General features: G+C 37.8%; 16 protein-coding genes. 1 reads left to right on the forward strand and 15 read right to left on the reverse strand.

Translation table 11 applies throughout. From position 1 onward, the window contains the following. Positions 1–12: 12 nt before the first annotated feature. The 12 genes from AC3ANV_RS15995 to AC3ANV_RS16050 form a co-directional block, all read right to left on the reverse strand. Positions 13–1,203 (reverse strand): Ger(x)C family spore germination protein, encoded by a 1,191-nt coding sequence (locus tag AC3ANV_RS15995; protein ID WP_488309691.1) that lies wholly within the window; start codon positions 1,201–1,203, stop codon positions 13–15. Further along, positions 1,200–2,795 (reverse strand): spore germination protein, encoded by a 1,596-nt coding sequence (locus tag AC3ANV_RS16000; RefSeq protein ID WP_488309692.1) that lies wholly within the window; start codon positions 2,793–2,795, stop codon positions 1,200–1,202. The genes AC3ANV_RS15995 and AC3ANV_RS16000 overlap by 4 nt, the downstream gene beginning before the upstream one ends. 347 nt (positions 2,796–3,142) lie before the next feature. Further along, positions 3,143–3,892, reverse strand: a complete 750-nt coding sequence (locus AC3ANV_RS16005; protein WP_488309693.1) for a hypothetical protein — start codon at positions 3,890–3,892, stop codon at positions 3,143–3,145. Between the two features lie 386 nt (positions 3,893–4,278). Further along, positions 4,279–4,737 carry a hypothetical protein gene (locus AC3ANV_RS16010; protein ID WP_488309694.1) on the reverse strand — a complete coding sequence of 153 codons (459 nt, stop codon included), beginning with the start codon at positions 4,735–4,737 and terminating at the stop codon, positions 4,279–4,281. A 167-nt stretch (positions 4,738–4,904) separates the two neighbouring features. Then, positions 4,905–6,158, reverse strand: a complete 1,254-nt coding sequence (locus tag AC3ANV_RS16015; protein WP_488309695.1) for an RNA-guided endonuclease InsQ/TnpB family protein — start codon at positions 6,156–6,158, stop codon at positions 4,905–4,907. Between the two features lie 465 nt (positions 6,159–6,623). Continuing rightward, positions 6,624–6,758, reverse strand: a complete 135-nt coding sequence (locus tag AC3ANV_RS16020) for a BA3454 family stress response protein (protein ID WP_488309696.1) — start codon at positions 6,756–6,758, stop codon at positions 6,624–6,626. Positions 6,759–6,883: 125 nt separating this feature from the next. Further along, positions 6,884–7,279, reverse strand: a complete 396-nt coding sequence (gene spxA, locus AC3ANV_RS16025; protein ID WP_488309697.1) for a transcriptional regulator SpxA — start codon at positions 7,277–7,279, stop codon at positions 6,884–6,886. Positions 7,280–7,730: 451 nt separating this feature from the next. Continuing rightward, positions 7,731–10,067: an RNA polymerase recycling motor HelD gene (helD, locus tag AC3ANV_RS16030; RefSeq protein WP_488309698.1), complete on the reverse strand. Its 2,337-nt coding sequence runs from the start codon at positions 10,065–10,067 to the stop codon at positions 7,731–7,733. A gap of 398 nt (positions 10,068–10,465) precedes the next feature. Further along, positions 10,466–10,783, reverse strand: coding sequence for a magnetosome magnetite crystal formation protein family (locus AC3ANV_RS16035; protein WP_488309699.1), 318 nt, complete (start codon positions 10,781–10,783; stop codon positions 10,466–10,468). Between the two features lie 98 nt (positions 10,784–10,881). Continuing rightward, entirely contained in the window at positions 10,882–11,418 is a 537-nt protein-coding gene (locus AC3ANV_RS16040; protein WP_488309700.1) for a Uma2 family endonuclease, read from the reverse strand. Positions 11,419–11,813: 395 nt separating this feature from the next. Then, positions 11,814–12,440 carry a fumarylacetoacetate hydrolase family protein gene (locus AC3ANV_RS16045; RefSeq protein WP_488309701.1) on the reverse strand — a complete coding sequence of 209 codons (627 nt, stop codon included), beginning with the start codon at positions 12,438–12,440 and terminating at the stop codon, positions 11,814–11,816. A 118-nt stretch (positions 12,441–12,558) separates the two neighbouring features. Beyond that, positions 12,559–12,741, reverse strand: a complete 183-nt coding sequence (locus AC3ANV_RS16050; protein ID WP_488309702.1) for an aspartyl-phosphate phosphatase Spo0E family protein — start codon at positions 12,739–12,741, stop codon at positions 12,559–12,561. A gap of 211 nt (positions 12,742–12,952) precedes the next feature. Between AC3ANV_RS16050 and AC3ANV_RS16055 the strand changes: the two genes are divergently transcribed. Next, entirely contained in the window at positions 12,953–13,978 is a 1,026-nt protein-coding gene (locus AC3ANV_RS16055; RefSeq protein WP_488309703.1) for a serine hydrolase, read from the forward strand. 106 nt (positions 13,979–14,084) lie between these two features. Here the strand turns inward: AC3ANV_RS16055 and AC3ANV_RS16060 are convergent, their stop codons facing one another. The 3 genes from AC3ANV_RS16060 to AC3ANV_RS16070 form a co-directional block, all read right to left on the reverse strand. Beyond that, positions 14,085–14,438, reverse strand: a complete 354-nt coding sequence (locus AC3ANV_RS16060; RefSeq protein WP_488309704.1) for a hypothetical protein — start codon at positions 14,436–14,438, stop codon at positions 14,085–14,087. 219 nt (positions 14,439–14,657) lie between these two features. Continuing rightward, positions 14,658–15,029: an MmcQ/YjbR family DNA-binding protein gene (locus AC3ANV_RS16065; RefSeq protein ID WP_488309705.1), complete on the reverse strand. Its 372-nt coding sequence runs from the start codon at positions 15,027–15,029 to the stop codon at positions 14,658–14,660. Between the two features lie 24 nt (positions 15,030–15,053). Further along, a complete protein-coding gene (locus tag AC3ANV_RS16070) occupies positions 15,054–15,449 on the reverse strand; it encodes a VOC family protein (protein WP_488309706.1) in 396 nt (131 codons plus the stop codon). Positions 15,450–15,832: the final 383 nt, after the last annotated feature.

The following is a 15,832-nucleotide window of genomic DNA, read 5'->3' on the forward strand; positions in this document are numbered from 1 at the left end:
CCTACTATCTCCTTATTCTTTTATTTCATTTTTCTTTAACTGCAACGATGGTCCGGTCAGACCTACTCGCCGAATGGTCAGATTTGAATGGACTGAGACCTCTACCTTTTTGAACTGATTGCCCCAATTTTTCTTTAATACCTTCCATTGAGATGGATATTTTTTATGAATGGCTTCACCGAAGCCAAAGATATCGGTTCCATATTGTTTTTGAACCTTTTCAATGGTTTGAGAAGCTTCTTTTTCAACCCTTTTCTCCAATACATGTTCTAAAAGAGTAAGATTTTCCGATTGAGTAAGATCCAAATTCGTATTGTTTTCTCGAATGATTCCCTCACCGGAAAGAACAATGTCGCACTTGATGGTGTTCCCTTGAATAATGGGTATGATTTTGCTGTTTGCTTTTGTCATATAGAAACTGGAAGTTCCATTGCCTTGAGGTACAGTTACCGTAATCGTATGTTTGGTTAATCGATTGACTAGCCAAAGATAGACTTTATCTTCCTGGATATTTAAGAACCCCATCAATTTAAGGTCTTTGTTAAAAACCGCCATGCCTACAATTTGAAATCCTTTGAAACTCGTTTGATCTTGTTTTTTAGAGCTATGGATTAGTTCAATAACGGGCAGGGTTGGGGTGATTCCATCACTCATGATGGCAATAAGGAAATTTAATAAAGACGTGTCTCCCATACCACCTACTTGTATATGTTCTTTCAGTGCCCCGAGTGCCGCGATATTTTCTAAAGGGTAGGATGCTTCAAGAAACTGCTTTGCTGTATTTCCCTTTACTATGAGTGCATCAGCTCGCAAGCGAATATCGGGGTCGCGGCTATAGGTATCCAATAAAGGAGCGAGACCGCGTCTAGCTAATTTTTCCCCAATCACAATAACACGCCGGTGCCCTCGAAAAACTTCTCTTGACAATTTTGTTTGCATCTTTTGGACAGCATCAAGTGTGTCCCTTCCAGTTCCCGATTCTATAAAAACAGTTTTTCCTGCTTCATTTCTTCCACTCTGTCCCATTCCAATTTTCGAAGGGATGATAAATTGAGCGCTGATTTGAACCCTGTTATTCTTCGCTTGATCAAGTCCCCAGCCCAACTCTATTGCCAGATCGTTTAACTCCGTTCGATCCCAGCAGCCCGTCAAGAAAAATAAAGAAATGACCAGTATAAGACAAAGTGCCCTTAGCCGGATCATTCTGTCTGGTCCCCTCGTTTCGGACCGGGTTGTTGGCCTTCCGGAATCCGCATTTTTTCCTCACCAGATATCAGCACGGGACGGTTTGTCATGTTCCACCGGTGTGTTCGGATCAATACGTCCTTCAAATTACGAGGAATCTGAGGAGCAACTGGGCTTAAATAAGGAATGCCAAAAGAGCGAATGTTCGTTAGATGGATGATAATAGCAAGGGCTCCAAAAGCAACCCCATACAACCCCAACATTCCCGCCAATAGCAGCATTGGGAAGCGCAGCATACGATAGGGTGTTCCCAGGTTGTATCGTGGAAAAGAAAACGAGGCGATACCGGTGGTAGCCACAATAATTACCATGGGTGCTGATATAATGCCTGCCTGCACGGCAGCTTGTCCGATTACGAGCGCTCCCACGATACTGACGGCAGATCCAACTGATTTTGGCAAGCGAATGCCCGCTTCCCGCAAACCTTCAAACAAAAATTCCATCATAAGTGCTTCTACGGCCGCCGGGAAAGGAATTCCTTCTCTTGCCGCAGCAATACTGATAAGCAAGCTTGTCGGGATCAATTGCGGATGAAATGTTGTCACCGCAACATAAAGAGAAGGGAGAAATAATGAAATATTTATTAATATATAACGTATGAATCGAATAAAGGTTGTATAGATAGAGCGTTCATAATAATCCTCTGCTGCTTGCAGTCCTGTCCAGAATGTCATGGGAACAATAAGAACGAAAGGTGTGTTATCCACAAAAATGGCAACTTTCCCTTCTAATAGGCTTGCACACACAACATCCGGCCGCTCAGTATTCTGTATTTGAGGGAAGGGAGAAAAAGGCAGATCCTCGATAAATTCTTCAATGAAAGCTGACTCTAAAACCCCATCAATTTGAATTCGCTGAATCCTTTGGCGAACTTCCTCCAAAACCGTATTGGGAGCAATCCCATCAATATAGGCAATCGCTATATCTGTCTGCGATAACTCCCCAATCGAATAGGGTTCCATTTTTAGTCTCGGGCTCCGAATTCTTCGACGCACAAGGCTCGTATTGACCCTGAGTGTTTCCGTAAATCCGTCTCGAGGACCACGAACAGAAAGCTCTGCACCAGGTTCTTCAATACTACGTTTCTCAAACCCTTTTAAATCAGCAAGCAGTGCTTGGCTCTCCCCATCTGTTAGAACGGCAAGATTAGATTTCAATACTCCTTCAATGACCTCACGAACCTTAGAAACCGCCTTAACTTGAGAAAAAGCGATAAGCTGATCCTGGATGATTTCCCCTATTGAGGTCACATTCTTTAATCCATCAGGCATACCTTCGAACATCATTGGTTTCAAAACAACCTGTTCCATTATTTTCGTATCCACTAATCCATCGATATAAATCAGAAGCATTTTGGCCTTCCGATTTAAGGAAATGGGGCGAAAGACAATATCGGAACAATTTTCAAAAACTTGTTTCAAAACCTGTTCATTCAAGGATATATCCGGTACGAGTACTTCATCTTGAACATTGGGGGGCAATACGCCGGTACTCTCCAGTTCCTGAATGGCTTTTTTTAAAGGCTTCATCTTCCGAATTTTTTTCATCATAATCCCCCCAATAATATATGATTTATAAAATCTAACTTAAGAAAAAACTCCAATATTCCGTCGTTAAAGTGTCTCACACCTTTTTGAAAATTATTCAATAATCCCAAAAAAATACTAGTGCAAGTAACAAGTAGAGGTACAGCCAACATTTCGGAAATTTTACGCTAAGCAAAATCCGACACGAAAAAAGCCGAATACCTGTACGTTGTCTCAGTTTTTCATAAAAAGAGTATTCCAAACCTAACCATTCAGTACAGCCAGGGCGTTCAAAACAATGAATATAATGAAAAAGAAAATGATCCATTTTAGATAAAACGCTGCAGCATATAGTAAGCTGCAGCGTTTAATTAATTTTTAGATTGTTCAAGCTTATTAATTTTTCTCTTCTGTAAAGCTGATTCTTGAAATAAAAGTTCAATATCTGCTGATACATCTCTTTCAAAGGATTTCATATCTTTTCGGATATTGGTGAAATTTTCAGTCATCAACGTTGTAGTATGTTTAATCAGCTCTTTTAATTCATTATGATTCTTTTCCATATTGCCGGTTAATTCTTTTTGGCCCTTCGTTAATTCCACTTGGCCATTTTCTACACTTTCCATTCGAATAACCAATTCCGTTTGCCCTTTTTCCACATTTCCCATTTGGCTAACTAATTCCGTTTGCCCTTTTTCTACATTTTCCATTCGGCTAACCAATTCCGTTTGCCCTTTTTCCACATTTCCCATTCGGCTAACTAATTCTGTTTTCCCTTTTTCTACATTTTCCATTCGGCCAACCAATTCCGTTTGCCCTTTTTCCACATTTCCCATTCGGCTAACTAATTCTGTTTGCCCTTTTTCTACATTTTCCATTCGGCCAACCAATTCCGTTTGCCCTTTTTCTACATTTCCCATATGGCTAACTAATTCTGTTTGCCCTTTTTCTACATTTCCCATTCGGCTAACCAATTCCGTTTGCCCTTTTTCGACATTTTCTATTTGGTTAATCAATTCTTTATGCCCTGTTATTAATTGTGATTGTCCTGTTTCCATTTTTCCTAAACGATCATTAGTTGTTTGCAATACAGAAAGAATTTTGTTTATTTTTTCTTCCACAGTATCCCTCCGATTTCCAATTATTAAAAACAATAACTTAATCCGTTTTAATTGTAAATGTACTATTAAAACTAACTCTTTGACAGATTTCCATGTCTACACCTGAATTATTTTGAATTAATTATTATTCTTGACACTACTTACAAAGTTAAGAGAGATTTCGTAGTATTTTTGATAAAGGCTCTTTTCGTAAACTTTGTTGCTTTTGAAGCTTAATAAAGTTCATTTACTAAGTTTCTAGGCAATTTTCGCAAATGTTCTTACGAAAAGATGCCACGAAGCTTCTAATTATAGGGGTTGATAAATTTATACGAAAAACAACAATTTATGCGAAAATAGCATTGATGAAATATAGGAATTATGAAATAAAGTACATGTTGAGGGTCTTACCAGGAACATTGATAAATTAAGTAGTGGGTTTCAAAATTAAAGTGGCGAAGGAAGTATTCCAGTAATGATTTGGTCTCGTAAACTTCCCTGTAATACCAATCATTATAAGCGAGATTCCCAAAATAGCATCCAGGTCTTGTCGGCAATGTTTCTCTTGGGTCTGCGTTTATTGAAAGGGTTTTTAAACAAAGATTGTAAAGGTTGTGGAGATTATCTTTGGTTACTTCGATTGTAAAAAGAGGTTCATCAATCCCGTTACGGAGAATTTCAACAAACCAATTGTGAATTTGATTTGCCTTACGCCAGTAAGCAACATCTTCTATCAAACTGTACCGTGTACTACCAGTTTCCCCAGAGTACTTAATGTAGGGTTTTACCTTTTTGTAGATTTCATTTTGTTCTGCTTCAAGTTTTCTTAATCGACAATTGGCTAAATGGATTTCGTCATAGTCCATCCCTTCGATCTTAGGTAAAGTTGACTTCTCCCCATAGATAAATCTAGGGGATTCTTTTTTAAACCTTCATCAAAGTCGCCCTTCAGCCGGGGCTTCCGGGTCTTACTGCTTCTCCGGTTCATTACGACATGAGGCAAAGACCACATACCGCAGCCCAATCATAGGCACTACGCCACTGTCCTTTTCACTCCATTTTGCGAAACAATGGGAGTTAAAAGGACTCGGTGATACTTTGTATCTTGAATCCTAGGTAATTCACGGTTTGGGGTAAGTTGTTTATTTTTAGACTTGTCCAAAATATTCAGTGCACCAACTAGATCACGATGTCCTTTCGCCCCACACTTACAGTGGAAGTTTCGATTCCATTGTTTACGGAACTCACCGCAAGAAGGACATGTTCCGGAAGTATATGACTCTTCCACTAGTTGCACCGTCACATCCCGGAGTTTCAATTTATATTTTATTTTCTCGATTAATTGGCCGAAATTCCAATTGGACAGCTGTTGGCGAATCTCTTTACGTGTTTTCTTTTTCCTTTTTGTATTCTTTTGAACTCCATCCGGTGTTCCAATAAAGAGCGTTTTAATTTGGTTATCAACACACCAATCGGTAACCATTTTCGATATAGAATGCACTAGATACTCGATTCTCCGTTCCATTTTTTCCAAAAAACGGCGTTTACGTAAAATGAGTTTATGTCTTTTATTCGAACCTGGTTTTTTCCGGCTAATTCGTTTTTGAAACGTCTTCAATCTTTTATTTCTATAGCGTTGCAATGATCGGAGCTCCCTGCCGGTTACAATGAGGTGATTTTTTCCGTTACTTAAAACAGCTGCGTGAATTAATCCTAAATCACATCCCGCTTCAGTGTCACCGCGGACAGGCATTTGTTTAGGCACTTCCACTGCCAGATGCAACCAGTATTGATTTTTATGCCAAACAATTTCAGCACTTTTTATCGTATGGAAATGAATATGCTTTGGTTGAGGAATCACTAAGGGGCGTTGATTTTTGCCGTTGCTAAAGACAAGCTTTTCTTCCTTTACTTTAATAGCCGCTTTTTTATATTTAACGATGAAAAATTTCTTATATTTCCAAGGGTAACGCCACTGCTTTTCACCTTTAGCCCGTAGCTCCCTTGTTCTTTTACATGTTTCTTCGTGTAATTCGATAATGGATTGAATCGTTTGAGAGTGCAAGGTATGTGTGGTTGCGTTGTACCATTTCTTCTTTTCCGAAGCACCGGTCCAAATCTTATACACATCATATAACCACCAATGAAGGTCTAAAACATCATTCCAAAGATTCGCAGCTTCCGTGCGAAGAGTATCGACTAAGCTTCTCTCCTCCTCTGTCAAACGCAACGGAAATTTCCGAATAACGATATCACCTTTTACTTCTTTTTTCTTCTGCTCTTTCATGTTCTTTTTGTTCTATTCCATTCCCATTCTCACCTCGAATAGGAACATTTGTTCTATATTTATATTCTACCACTTTTTGCATGAAGGGTGGTAGTAAAAAGAAAAAAAAGAATGGGTTATATCCCCATTTCTAAAGAAAGGAGGTTTTACGCCATTGTTGGATAAGTAAGATTTCTTAAACGAAACAAAAATTGTCTACTTTTTGAATTTTCCAAGATTCCTAAGAAATGAGTAGCCTCTGCTGGCTACTCATTTCCGGGTTGTTTTTGCGATGCGCATTATTGTTATGTAACAGGATCTTGGTTAAACCAATCACCTGTAATTAAAATGACATGAAAATCGGACAACATGCTTTCTCACCTTTTTAAATTATTTTAGTTTAAAATAAGAAATTTTATCAATCTGTAATTTTTTTTATTACATTTTAATCAAAAAGTATAATGTTCACTATAGTAAGCTAAAAAGTTAAACATTCCATTGTTTTTGGACTTGATCTTCTGCTAACCGTTTAATTTTTTCCCAAGTCGTTTCTTTTTCCACAATCACATTGGTTTGATAAATTCTATTTTTATAATTAACGGTGACAAATACTTCAATCATCTTTTTCTTCCTCCATTCAAAAAAACCTATTCAAGATAAACAACAAAAGATGGCAAGCCGGCTATCAGTTCCAAGAATCAGTTTTAACCGTAAAGATTTTGGATGTTACCTTCATTATAACAACTTTAATTGGCCACTTTTTGCAATTCGGTGTTCAAAAATGTACGAAGCCTGCGCGGCAGAAAACTACGAATATCTTCCTCGTTATATCCAACCTGTAATCTTTTTTCATCATGGATAATTGGCATGCGCAGCATTTTAGGGTGCTCCATTATTAATTGATAGAATTCATTAAGCGGAAGTGATTCAATATTTATATTTAATTCCTTAAAAGTTTTTGAATTAGTTGAAATAATCTCGCTTGTTCCGTCTTCAGTCAAGCGTAGGATAGATTTAATCTCATCGACTGTAAGGGGTTCAGATAAAATGTTTCTTTCAATATAGTCAATATGATGTTCCTCAAACCAAGCTTTTGCTTTCCGGCAAGAAGTACAGCTTGGTGTTGTATACAGATTTACCATCGTTTTACACGCTCCTTAAAGATATTTTGACATACATGTGGGAACTCAATCGTAAACACGTAGTCATTTATTATTTCCTTACTAATTGTCCATTCAATTCTTAACAGTTCAAAATTATCAATTGTAATTAAAAAACTTACAGTTTAGCACCAAAAACTCATATTGTCTTAGCCAAGCTTGACAATATACTTTCATCTCCCCCAACTCATTTCTTAAGGGGTATACTGTAAATTTAATCGTTACAGTTTAAAAAGTCAACTGTAAATCTATGGTTTTAATATATATTTGTTAGTAAATTCAACCGATAACGGTCTAATGGCAAGAGTGCATTATCTTTTGGAATTGCTTATTCTCAAATCTATTCCATTACTGTAAATGGACTCCAGAATAAAATTTCAGATAAAACGCTGCAGCTTATTAGGCTGCAGCGCTTTATACCGCCCTGAAAAAGCTAGGTCAAAAGTAAACTCTCCGGCGCAACGTCACTCAAAAATGGGCTCGGTTTGCCTACACTGTATAGCTGCAAGTAATGCATAGCCCTGGTGCAGGCGGTGTAGAATAATCTGCGCAGGCTCTCATCGCCGTATCCTTGCACCGATGCGTCATAAATAATAACGGCGTCGAATTCGATGCCTTTAGCCAAATAAGCTGGGATGACGACAACGCCTTGCTCGTATTCAATCGAGCCGCTTTTGACGAGCTTGATTTCTTCGACACTGCTTAGGGCCTCAAATGCCGTGCTGCTTTCCGCTGCGGATTTGCATATAATCGCGATCGTATGATACTTGTGATTACGCAAGTCTGCAACTTTAGAAGCGATGCAGCGGTGCAGCTCGGCGCGATCGGACAATCGCGTCAGCACAGGCTTCTCTCCGTCGCGTTCAAAAGCGATAATACGTTCTCCCCCGGGCACGAGACCACTTGTAAATTCGACGATCGGTTTTGTGGATCTGTAGCTTCGGGTCAAGTTGATCGCATCCGTCTCATCCGGCCCATATAAGCCGGTAAGTGTATGGAAATCGACCCTTTCGCTGGCATGGGCGAATATCGCCTGGTTAAAGTCGCCGAGCACGGTCATCCTTGCTGAAGGAAACAAACGTTTCAAAAACTCAAATTGAAACGGAGAATAATCTTGCGCTTCGTCTACAAGAACGTGTTTGATCGAGATGTTCGTCTGAAAACCTTGAATCAGCTCTTTCAAAAGTAAAAACGGAGTAGCATCTTCGTAAAACAGTTCGCCTTCATCAAGCATTTTCACAGTCAATCGGCAAATATCCGCCCACTCATCGGGGGTTTCCCCTTCCATCCACGGTTGGATCTGCGTTGGATCGGCGAAAAGTTGCTTGTATATTCCCTTCATGTCGACGAAACGAAGCGTCCGGATCCGTTTGCGCAACGGCTTCAGCTTCCTGCGAACGATCAATCGGCTAAGTTCGTTGAGATTCAACTCATAATCATCAAACGATTCTCCCCTAAAGCCGTGTTTTTTCCGTAAGTGGGTATAAATCTTATGATATTCCTCATTGCTAAGCAGTTCAATTTCTTCCTGTACCCATGGCTTGGTCAGCTCGAGCTTTTCGGTTTCATCTATTCGCTCGTTTAGCCATTCTGCCAACTTTTCAAGCCTATTGTGAAAGCGGAGCGAGGTGTCGTTGCTATAAAACCTTTCCGCGATTTGTTTGGCGGTGACGATCGGTTTACCTCTGAATATAATTCCTTTGAATATCATGCCGGATCGTTCTAGCGACTGCCTGTATGTTTTGATTGTCTCGAAAAAACGGGTTGATGCCTTGAATCGGATACTCGCTGTCCTAGTCCGGTAGGAAGGATCATCTGCTGCTGTTAACACATATTCCAATTGCTCGTAAGGTCCCTCGACTTGAAATGCGTGGCTCAGCCGATGGTCCAAGTATTCCTGGAAGGTGACCTGCTGCATATTCTCTTCGCCGAGTTCAGGCAACACATTGGATACGTAACTATTAAACATCGAGTTAGGCGAAAATAGAATGATTTGATCGGCTTTCAGCCTATCTCGATCCTTGTAGAGCAAGTAAGCGATCCGCTGCAGGGCGGCCGATGTCTTGCCGCTGCCGGCGGCGCCTTGAACAATGAGCAGCCTCCCGCGATCGTGCCGAATAATCCGATTTTGCTCCCGCTGAATGGTGGCCACGATGCTGTGCATATGTTTGTCTGTACCTTTGCCAAGAGCCTTCTGTAAAATCTCGTCTCCAATGGTGAGACTGGTATCGAACATCGATTTGATAACGCCGCCGCGGATGATATATTGCCACTTTTTCTCCAGCATACCGCGGATTGCGCCTCCTGGCGTAGCGTATTCGGCCGGACCGGGCGGGTAATCATAGTAGACACTCGAGACCGGCGCCCGCCAGTCGTAAATAAGGAAGTTCTCTCCGCTTGAATCCGCAAGCGTGGAGACTCCGATATAGATTCGTTCCGCACCTGAAGTTCCTTCTTCAGTGAAATCGATTCGGCCGAAATACGGTACCTCCTGTATGCGACGCAGCGCGGACAACCTCTTGGAGGCTTGGCTGTGGGTGCTTTGGCTTACGGACAGGTCCTGAGCATATTGTCTCATGCTGATAATTGTCTCCAGATAATCGTCGAAAGTATCTGTGTTAACCTTGACGTCATCCCAAAAGTGTTTGCGGAAATCAACCACTTCTTTCCGACGCCGGACGGTTTCGTCTTCCAGCTTGCCGATTTGCTCCGTAATTATCTCCATTACGCTATCCACTCGTTCTTGCTCCTGCCGAAGTTCTGTATTCATATCAAGCACTCCTTTAAAAAAATGAAAATGGGGGTTGACTGAAGAGTATTTATGTCGTATAATATAATTAGGATACTATATCATGAAATAATAAATTGTGTTTCTATACTACTTTATCATAGTTTTTTAGTTTTATCAATGTATTTATCACGACCGCCGCTTTAAGGGATCATCATTATTGTAAATTGAAAGAAAAAAAATCCCTTGGAATTGCTCGTATGAAAAGAACATAGTTTTCATACGAGCAATTCTACATAGTTATAGGAAGTAGCAATAATTCCTTACAGAAAAGGTTTCTATATCACACAAAAAAAAGCCGATTTCCTAAGAGATTAAGTAATCGGCTTTTTTATTGATTGCTCTTTAATAATAATTACAATTTGTATTATTTTCCCTTACTAGTAGAACTTCTTAAACCACGATCCAACAATAGGATATTTAAAAGGACGATTTTTAATGGCATACAAAATTCCTACAATTGGAGCTATTATAGCAATTAATCCAAAAATAATCAGGAACGGTAGTCCTATTAATATCCAAGAGAAGAAAGCAGAAACTGCAATTATGATCCCCATCACAAAGTGAAATATTAATGCTTGTAACGATAGGCTTTTAATTTCCCGATTTGAAATGATGAGAAATACAATAAGAGGAACAACTATAGGTGCAAACCAAGTACTAGCATGAATCAATATCTTAAGTCCCTTATTTTCCATTTAAAATTTACTCCTTTTTATCACATTCTTATGTGTACTCCTTATTCTTTTATCCGCCACGCAGTCTATCGATTCCCCTAAAGTTATCAATTACTTATTTAAAAAATTTCTTTTAAATCAACAGAGAATCCCTGCAGGAATTTCGATGTAATGATTCCGCCTGCTGTTTTTATATCATGCTGTTCATACAATCTTTCTTTATTAAGGGAATAAACTGTCACGGAATGGAGCATTGGGTTAACAATCCAATATTCATTGACACCAAAATTCATATAAAGATTTAATTTTGTGATTAAATCATGAGATTGATTAGATGGACTTAGGATTTCTACAATAAGGGTTGGCACACCAATATAACGAGATTCTGTAAAACCACTTTTATCACAGATGACACTAAGATCTGGAATGACAATTTTCGACTCTTCCATGTTTTCAGTTTTTAGTTCAATATCAAACGGTGCATGAAATACTTCAGAAGACTTTTCATTTAGAAATTGATCAAATTGAATGAGAAGTTTTTTTGATATTCGTTGATGTTCTGTTGATGGAGAAGGCGTCATATAGACCATTCCATCAATATATTCTAATAGTTCCTCAGACTTCTCTCGAATGATGAAATAATCACGAACAGACATTGGGTTATTTTAGTAAATATTCATCCCAACCCTCTCCTACCCTTCGTTTCCTTTATTTTACCATAACATTTTGGAGAAAAAAGTTAAGATATTTTGTAAAATTGATGTTTCACCGGAATTAGTGAAACAATTTAAAAAATGCGAATTTATTAGAATGATGGAAAAGGACCTACGATTAACGTTGAATCATTTTGGAGTAGTTTTAGAATTTAAAAATGACATTAACTTTGATTTAGATTAATAGATACAAAGGCTTTTATTTTTTTAACTGACTATACCAAGTATTTAGTACGGTGTTTTTTGTATGAAATTAATTAGCACAGTCCAATGACCGTGCTAATTTTGTATTTATTAAGTTAGTAGAACAATGACGACCATAAAGAATTTGTTCAATGCTACGACAATTTAATAAAACATTCACCGAGAACGTTATGATCCCATATTAATGACAAATGATCCCCGTCAAAAATTTGCCCCACTCCTTCTGGCGTTCCGGTAAAGATGATATCACCTTTTCCCAATCCAAAGTGAAGTGAGGTAAATTCAACGATTGTCTGCAAATCAAAAATCATATTTTTACTATTTCCTTGCTGTACGATCTCTCCATTTTTCATTAGCATGAAGTCCATTTTTTTTATTTCTTCTATACCGGGAGAAGCAATAAACTTACTCACAACAGCAGAATTAGGGAAACCTTTTGCAAGTAACCATGGATACCCTTTTTTCTTAAGTTCACTTTGAACATCCCGTAAAGTAAAATCGATCCCAATTCCGATACTCTCGATAACTTCATCTGCTTTCATGCCTGCTTCATAATGTCTTCCAATCCCTATGACGAGTTCAGTTTCAAAATGGACTGAACCTCGATTGCCAGGCAGATGGATCTCCTGACTATTAGCTTCTACGAAGGCATGAGTAGGCTTCGAAAATAGAAATGGGGAAATAGGAACCTCATTGTTTAATTCCTTTGCATGTGCTACATAATTTCGCCCAACGCAATAAATATTTCTAATCTCATTCATGTTTTATCCCACTTCCTATAGATTTAATGTAAAAACTTTAAAACTATAATAGTAATATGTATCAACCTAGCGATTTAAAAAATAAAAGCCAAGAACCTCTTGACTAATTTTTTTTGATTCATGAAACGTTAATTTGTTTATTTGAAAAAGATTTCATATGCAGGTTTAGTAAAATATCTAACTCCTGACTGCATTTTACGGTCTCTTGACTGATGAAACCTGTTTTAGATGCAGTATCAACCATTTTCTTCTTCGTTTGCTCGATAAGTTTTAAAAGTAATATTTCATTTAAACATGTCATAATACCGATAACTCCTAACAAAATTTTGTAAATAAACATCAAAATTATTATAGGATAAATTTTTTAAAATTTGGTATTTTGTAAATAAAAAAAATCACAGAAATAGACCCTAATTCCGACTTTGCCATTTTTTATATGGTTTTTAAAGGAAAAATCAGTATTATTAAAGTAGAATAATAGAAATAGAATATTTAGCAAGGGTGATAAGAGAATGAAATGGTATAAAAAAACATTCACGATGGCGTTGGTAGCAATTTCAATGCTGTTGAACGGACAAATTCCGGCATATGCATCTACCCAACCGATTTTGGGATCGGATGTAACCAACTATATTGCTTCTAGAAGTAACACGGTATCCATTGGTGTTTACGATGCATACACGGGGAAAACGTATACATACAATCCTTCAAAAACCTATCAAACTGCAAGTATTGTGAAAATGTCGCTGTTAGCAGATGTACTTTATCAACGAATACCTCTTACAAGCAATGAAAATTCATTACTAACGAGAATGATAGAAAATAGCGATAACCAAGCTGCAAGTACTATATGGAGGCAGCTTGGCAGTGATAAAAATGTACAGTCATTTTTTCGCAAAGCGGGTATGACGAATACGGTCGCCGGTTCAGGTGGGATGTGGGGATTTACCACTACAACCGTTTTAGATCAACTCACCATGATGAAATACTTTGCCTTTCCGAATACAATTTTAAATGCTTCTCAGAGAGCGTATGGTCTTAATCTCATGCGAAACGTAGAATGGGATCAACGTTGGGGTACAGGTTATGGGATTCCATCCGGGCTAAGTATTGCCTTAAAAAATGGATGGTCCAATACCAATCAGACATATAATTGGAGAATCAACAGTGTGGGATACATAAATGGGCAAGGTAAAAATTATGTTATTACAGTTCTGACAATCAATAATAAAACAAAATCCTATGGTATAGATACGATCAATACCCTATCAAAATTGGTTTGGAATGAAATGCCGCAACATGTACATGTGATTATTCCAAATACAAAATTTTGGCAAGCAAAAAGTTTAATTAGTGAATTTGAAAAGCGTGGATTTACATGCCGAGGGGTTAATCTTAAAACATATGGTAAAAATGAAGGCCCAAAAGACAATGACCCTTACCAATTTGAAATTGATACAACATTAGATAGTGCCAAACCGATTGTAATGGAGTTAAAAACTAGAGGATATGACAAAACTTACAGTCAATCGTTTTAAATACAACAATTAAAATCATTTAAGCAATATGTCGTATATTGCACAATACGTCAAGATAAAAAGGGAGGGATTAATCATCCTTCCCTAATTTTAATAATCCCTACCTTTATTCCCTTATGGTAAATGATTGACTAAGGTTCTTTAATGTGTACAGTCTAGCCGAAAAAATGAATAAATCATCGTAGTTATTTTCTACGTATTCATCAATAACGTCCATCCCTTTTTTAAATCGATCAACTAATAAATGAGTGTACGTTTCATCCCAAGTAAACTGATTTATTCTCACAAGTTCATCTGCAATTATTTGAAACGTAAACTCCTCCATAAGAAGTTTTAATTGATACACTTTATCCGTATTTAAACGAAAGCCGATTTTATTTTCATAACTTTTATGAACATATTTTATAAAACCATTTATATTTTCCGCCAACATATTCGCTTTTTGCATCTCGAAGTTCATATTTCCATCTCCTCAATGTCTAAAATCTAATCCATTACTATGAAGAGTGTATGTTTTGAGATGAATTTATAACACCAACAATACCATTCAACATTAGATACTGGTGAATTATAACTACTATGTGTGTGTATATAGATAAGGCCGTTATTTTTGCCGACCAGTATCTGTAAAGCTGCTAAAAGAACGTAAAAAAAAGAAAGGCAGATTATCCGCCTTACTTCACTTTTTATGCAACTCATTCCATTTCTTAATCAAACGCTTCGGTGCCGCACGTAAATAGGCTTCTTGAATGAGATCGGTCAATTCATCCCAGTCTTCCCTATCCGGATTTTGAATCGATACCCAGCCGTGATGTCCTATATACGGGGTTTTGAAAAAATGCTCTTTCTGTAGCAATAATTCTTGAGTTTCCCGATCTGACTTAAACGACAAGCTAAACCCTTTCTCGCTATCACCTGAAATCACGAAGGATTTTTTATTGATTTTAAATGTATTGTGACCGAAACCGTCAATAACTTCAACAGCTTCGGGCAGTGCAAGACAGATTTTGCGCACATTTTCAAGCATGCCTGCCGTGTCTTGTGCTTTCATGGTTTTAATCACCTATCATCGATTCTATTTTGCATTCACATCGGGTTGATGAATTCCGAATATATTGCCTTCGGTATCCATATAGTATCCTTGCCACGCCATTCCAGGCAGGGCATATTTGGGCATTGCGACCTTACCGCCATTCTCCATAATTTTAGCTTCCGTTAAATCGTAATTTTCCACGCCCATCGTACAAGAAAATGCATTTAAAGCTTGGTTTGCTTCCGGCGGAGCACTTTGACGCTGCATCAAAGCACCATTAATCCCCGGTTCATTCTCACTGCCAGTTACTGCTCCGAAGTAAGGCATTCCTGCATAATCACTCCAATCTTGAAATGACCATCCGAATACTTCTCCATAAAACTTCTTTGCCCGATCCATATCATTCACATGAATTTCAAAATGAACTAATCTCCCCATTTTTTTCCTCCTATTTTTCACAAGATATTCAGTGTGTTCGCTTACAATTGCCTATTTATTATTATAATGGGTATGGAAATAAATTCAATTTTAATAAGAATATTTTATTTTTAGTTGAGATTATATCACTCTTTAGAACCTATCTATTATCTCAAAAATAACTTTTAGGGTTATTTGGCTTAACTAGGATACATGTGACCAAGTTTATTTTTAGTTTTAGTATTAATCATGTTTGAGAGAATCTTTAATTTATCAGCAGGGTCATTTAGAAATTTGTGCCTTAATGATTGAACTAATTTTTTCTATTTCATTTAATTAATAGAATTGTACCTTTATTTCTGATTCTTTTGGTCTTCGTTGGATTTTTAGGTTTATAGCACCAT

This window comes from Neobacillus sp. DFD-2R (assembly GCF_057747865.1).

Coding starts and splice junctions, on each gene's coding strand:
- AC3ANV_RS16070 (WP_488309706.1), bottom strand. CDS start 15,449: ATGGGGAGATTAGTTCATTTTGAAATTCATGTGAATGATATGGATCGG.
- spxA (WP_488309697.1), bottom strand. CDS start 7,279: ATGGTAAATCTGTATACAACACCAAGCTGTACTTCTTGCCGGAAAGCA.
- AC3ANV_RS16040 (WP_488309700.1), bottom strand. CDS start 11,418: ATGTCTGTTCGTGATTATTTCATCATTCGAGAGAAGTCTGAGGAACTA.
- AC3ANV_RS16060 (WP_488309704.1), bottom strand. CDS start 14,438: ATGAACTTCGAGATGCAAAAAGCGAATATGTTGGCGGAAAATATAAAT.
- AC3ANV_RS16015 (WP_488309695.1), bottom strand. CDS start 6,158: ATGAAAGAGCAGAAGAAAAAAGAAGTAAAAGGTGATATCGTTATTCGG.
- AC3ANV_RS16045 (WP_488309701.1), bottom strand. CDS start 12,440: ATGAATGAGATTAGAAATATTTATTGCGTTGGGCGAAATTATGTAGCA.
- AC3ANV_RS16010 (WP_488309694.1), bottom strand. CDS start 4,737: ATGGACTATGACGAAATCCATTTAGCCAATTGTCGATTAAGAAAACTT.
- helD (WP_488309698.1), bottom strand. CDS start 10,067: ATGAATACAGAACTTCGGCAGGAGCAAGAACGAGTGGATAGCGTAATG.
- AC3ANV_RS16000 (WP_488309692.1), bottom strand. CDS start 2,795: ATGATGAAAAAAATTCGGAAGATGAAGCCTTTAAAAAAAGCCATTCAG.
- AC3ANV_RS16035 (WP_488309699.1), bottom strand. CDS start 10,783: ATGGAAAATAAGGGACTTAAGATATTGATTCATGCTAGTACTTGGTTT.
- AC3ANV_RS15995 (WP_488309691.1), bottom strand. CDS start 1,203: ATGATCCGGCTAAGGGCACTTTGTCTTATACTGGTCATTTCTTTATTT.
- AC3ANV_RS16050 (WP_488309702.1), bottom strand. CDS start 12,741: ATGACATGTTTAAATGAAATATTACTTTTAAAACTTATCGAGCAAACG.
- AC3ANV_RS16055 (WP_488309703.1), top strand. CDS start 12,953: ATGAAATGGTATAAAAAAACATTCACGATGGCGTTGGTAGCAATTTCA.
- AC3ANV_RS16020 (WP_488309696.1), bottom strand. CDS start 6,758: ATGATTGAAGTATTTGTCACCGTTAATTATAAAAATAGAATTTATCAA.
- AC3ANV_RS16065 (WP_488309705.1), bottom strand. CDS start 15,029: ATGAAAGCACAAGACACGGCAGGCATGCTTGAAAATGTGCGCAAAATC.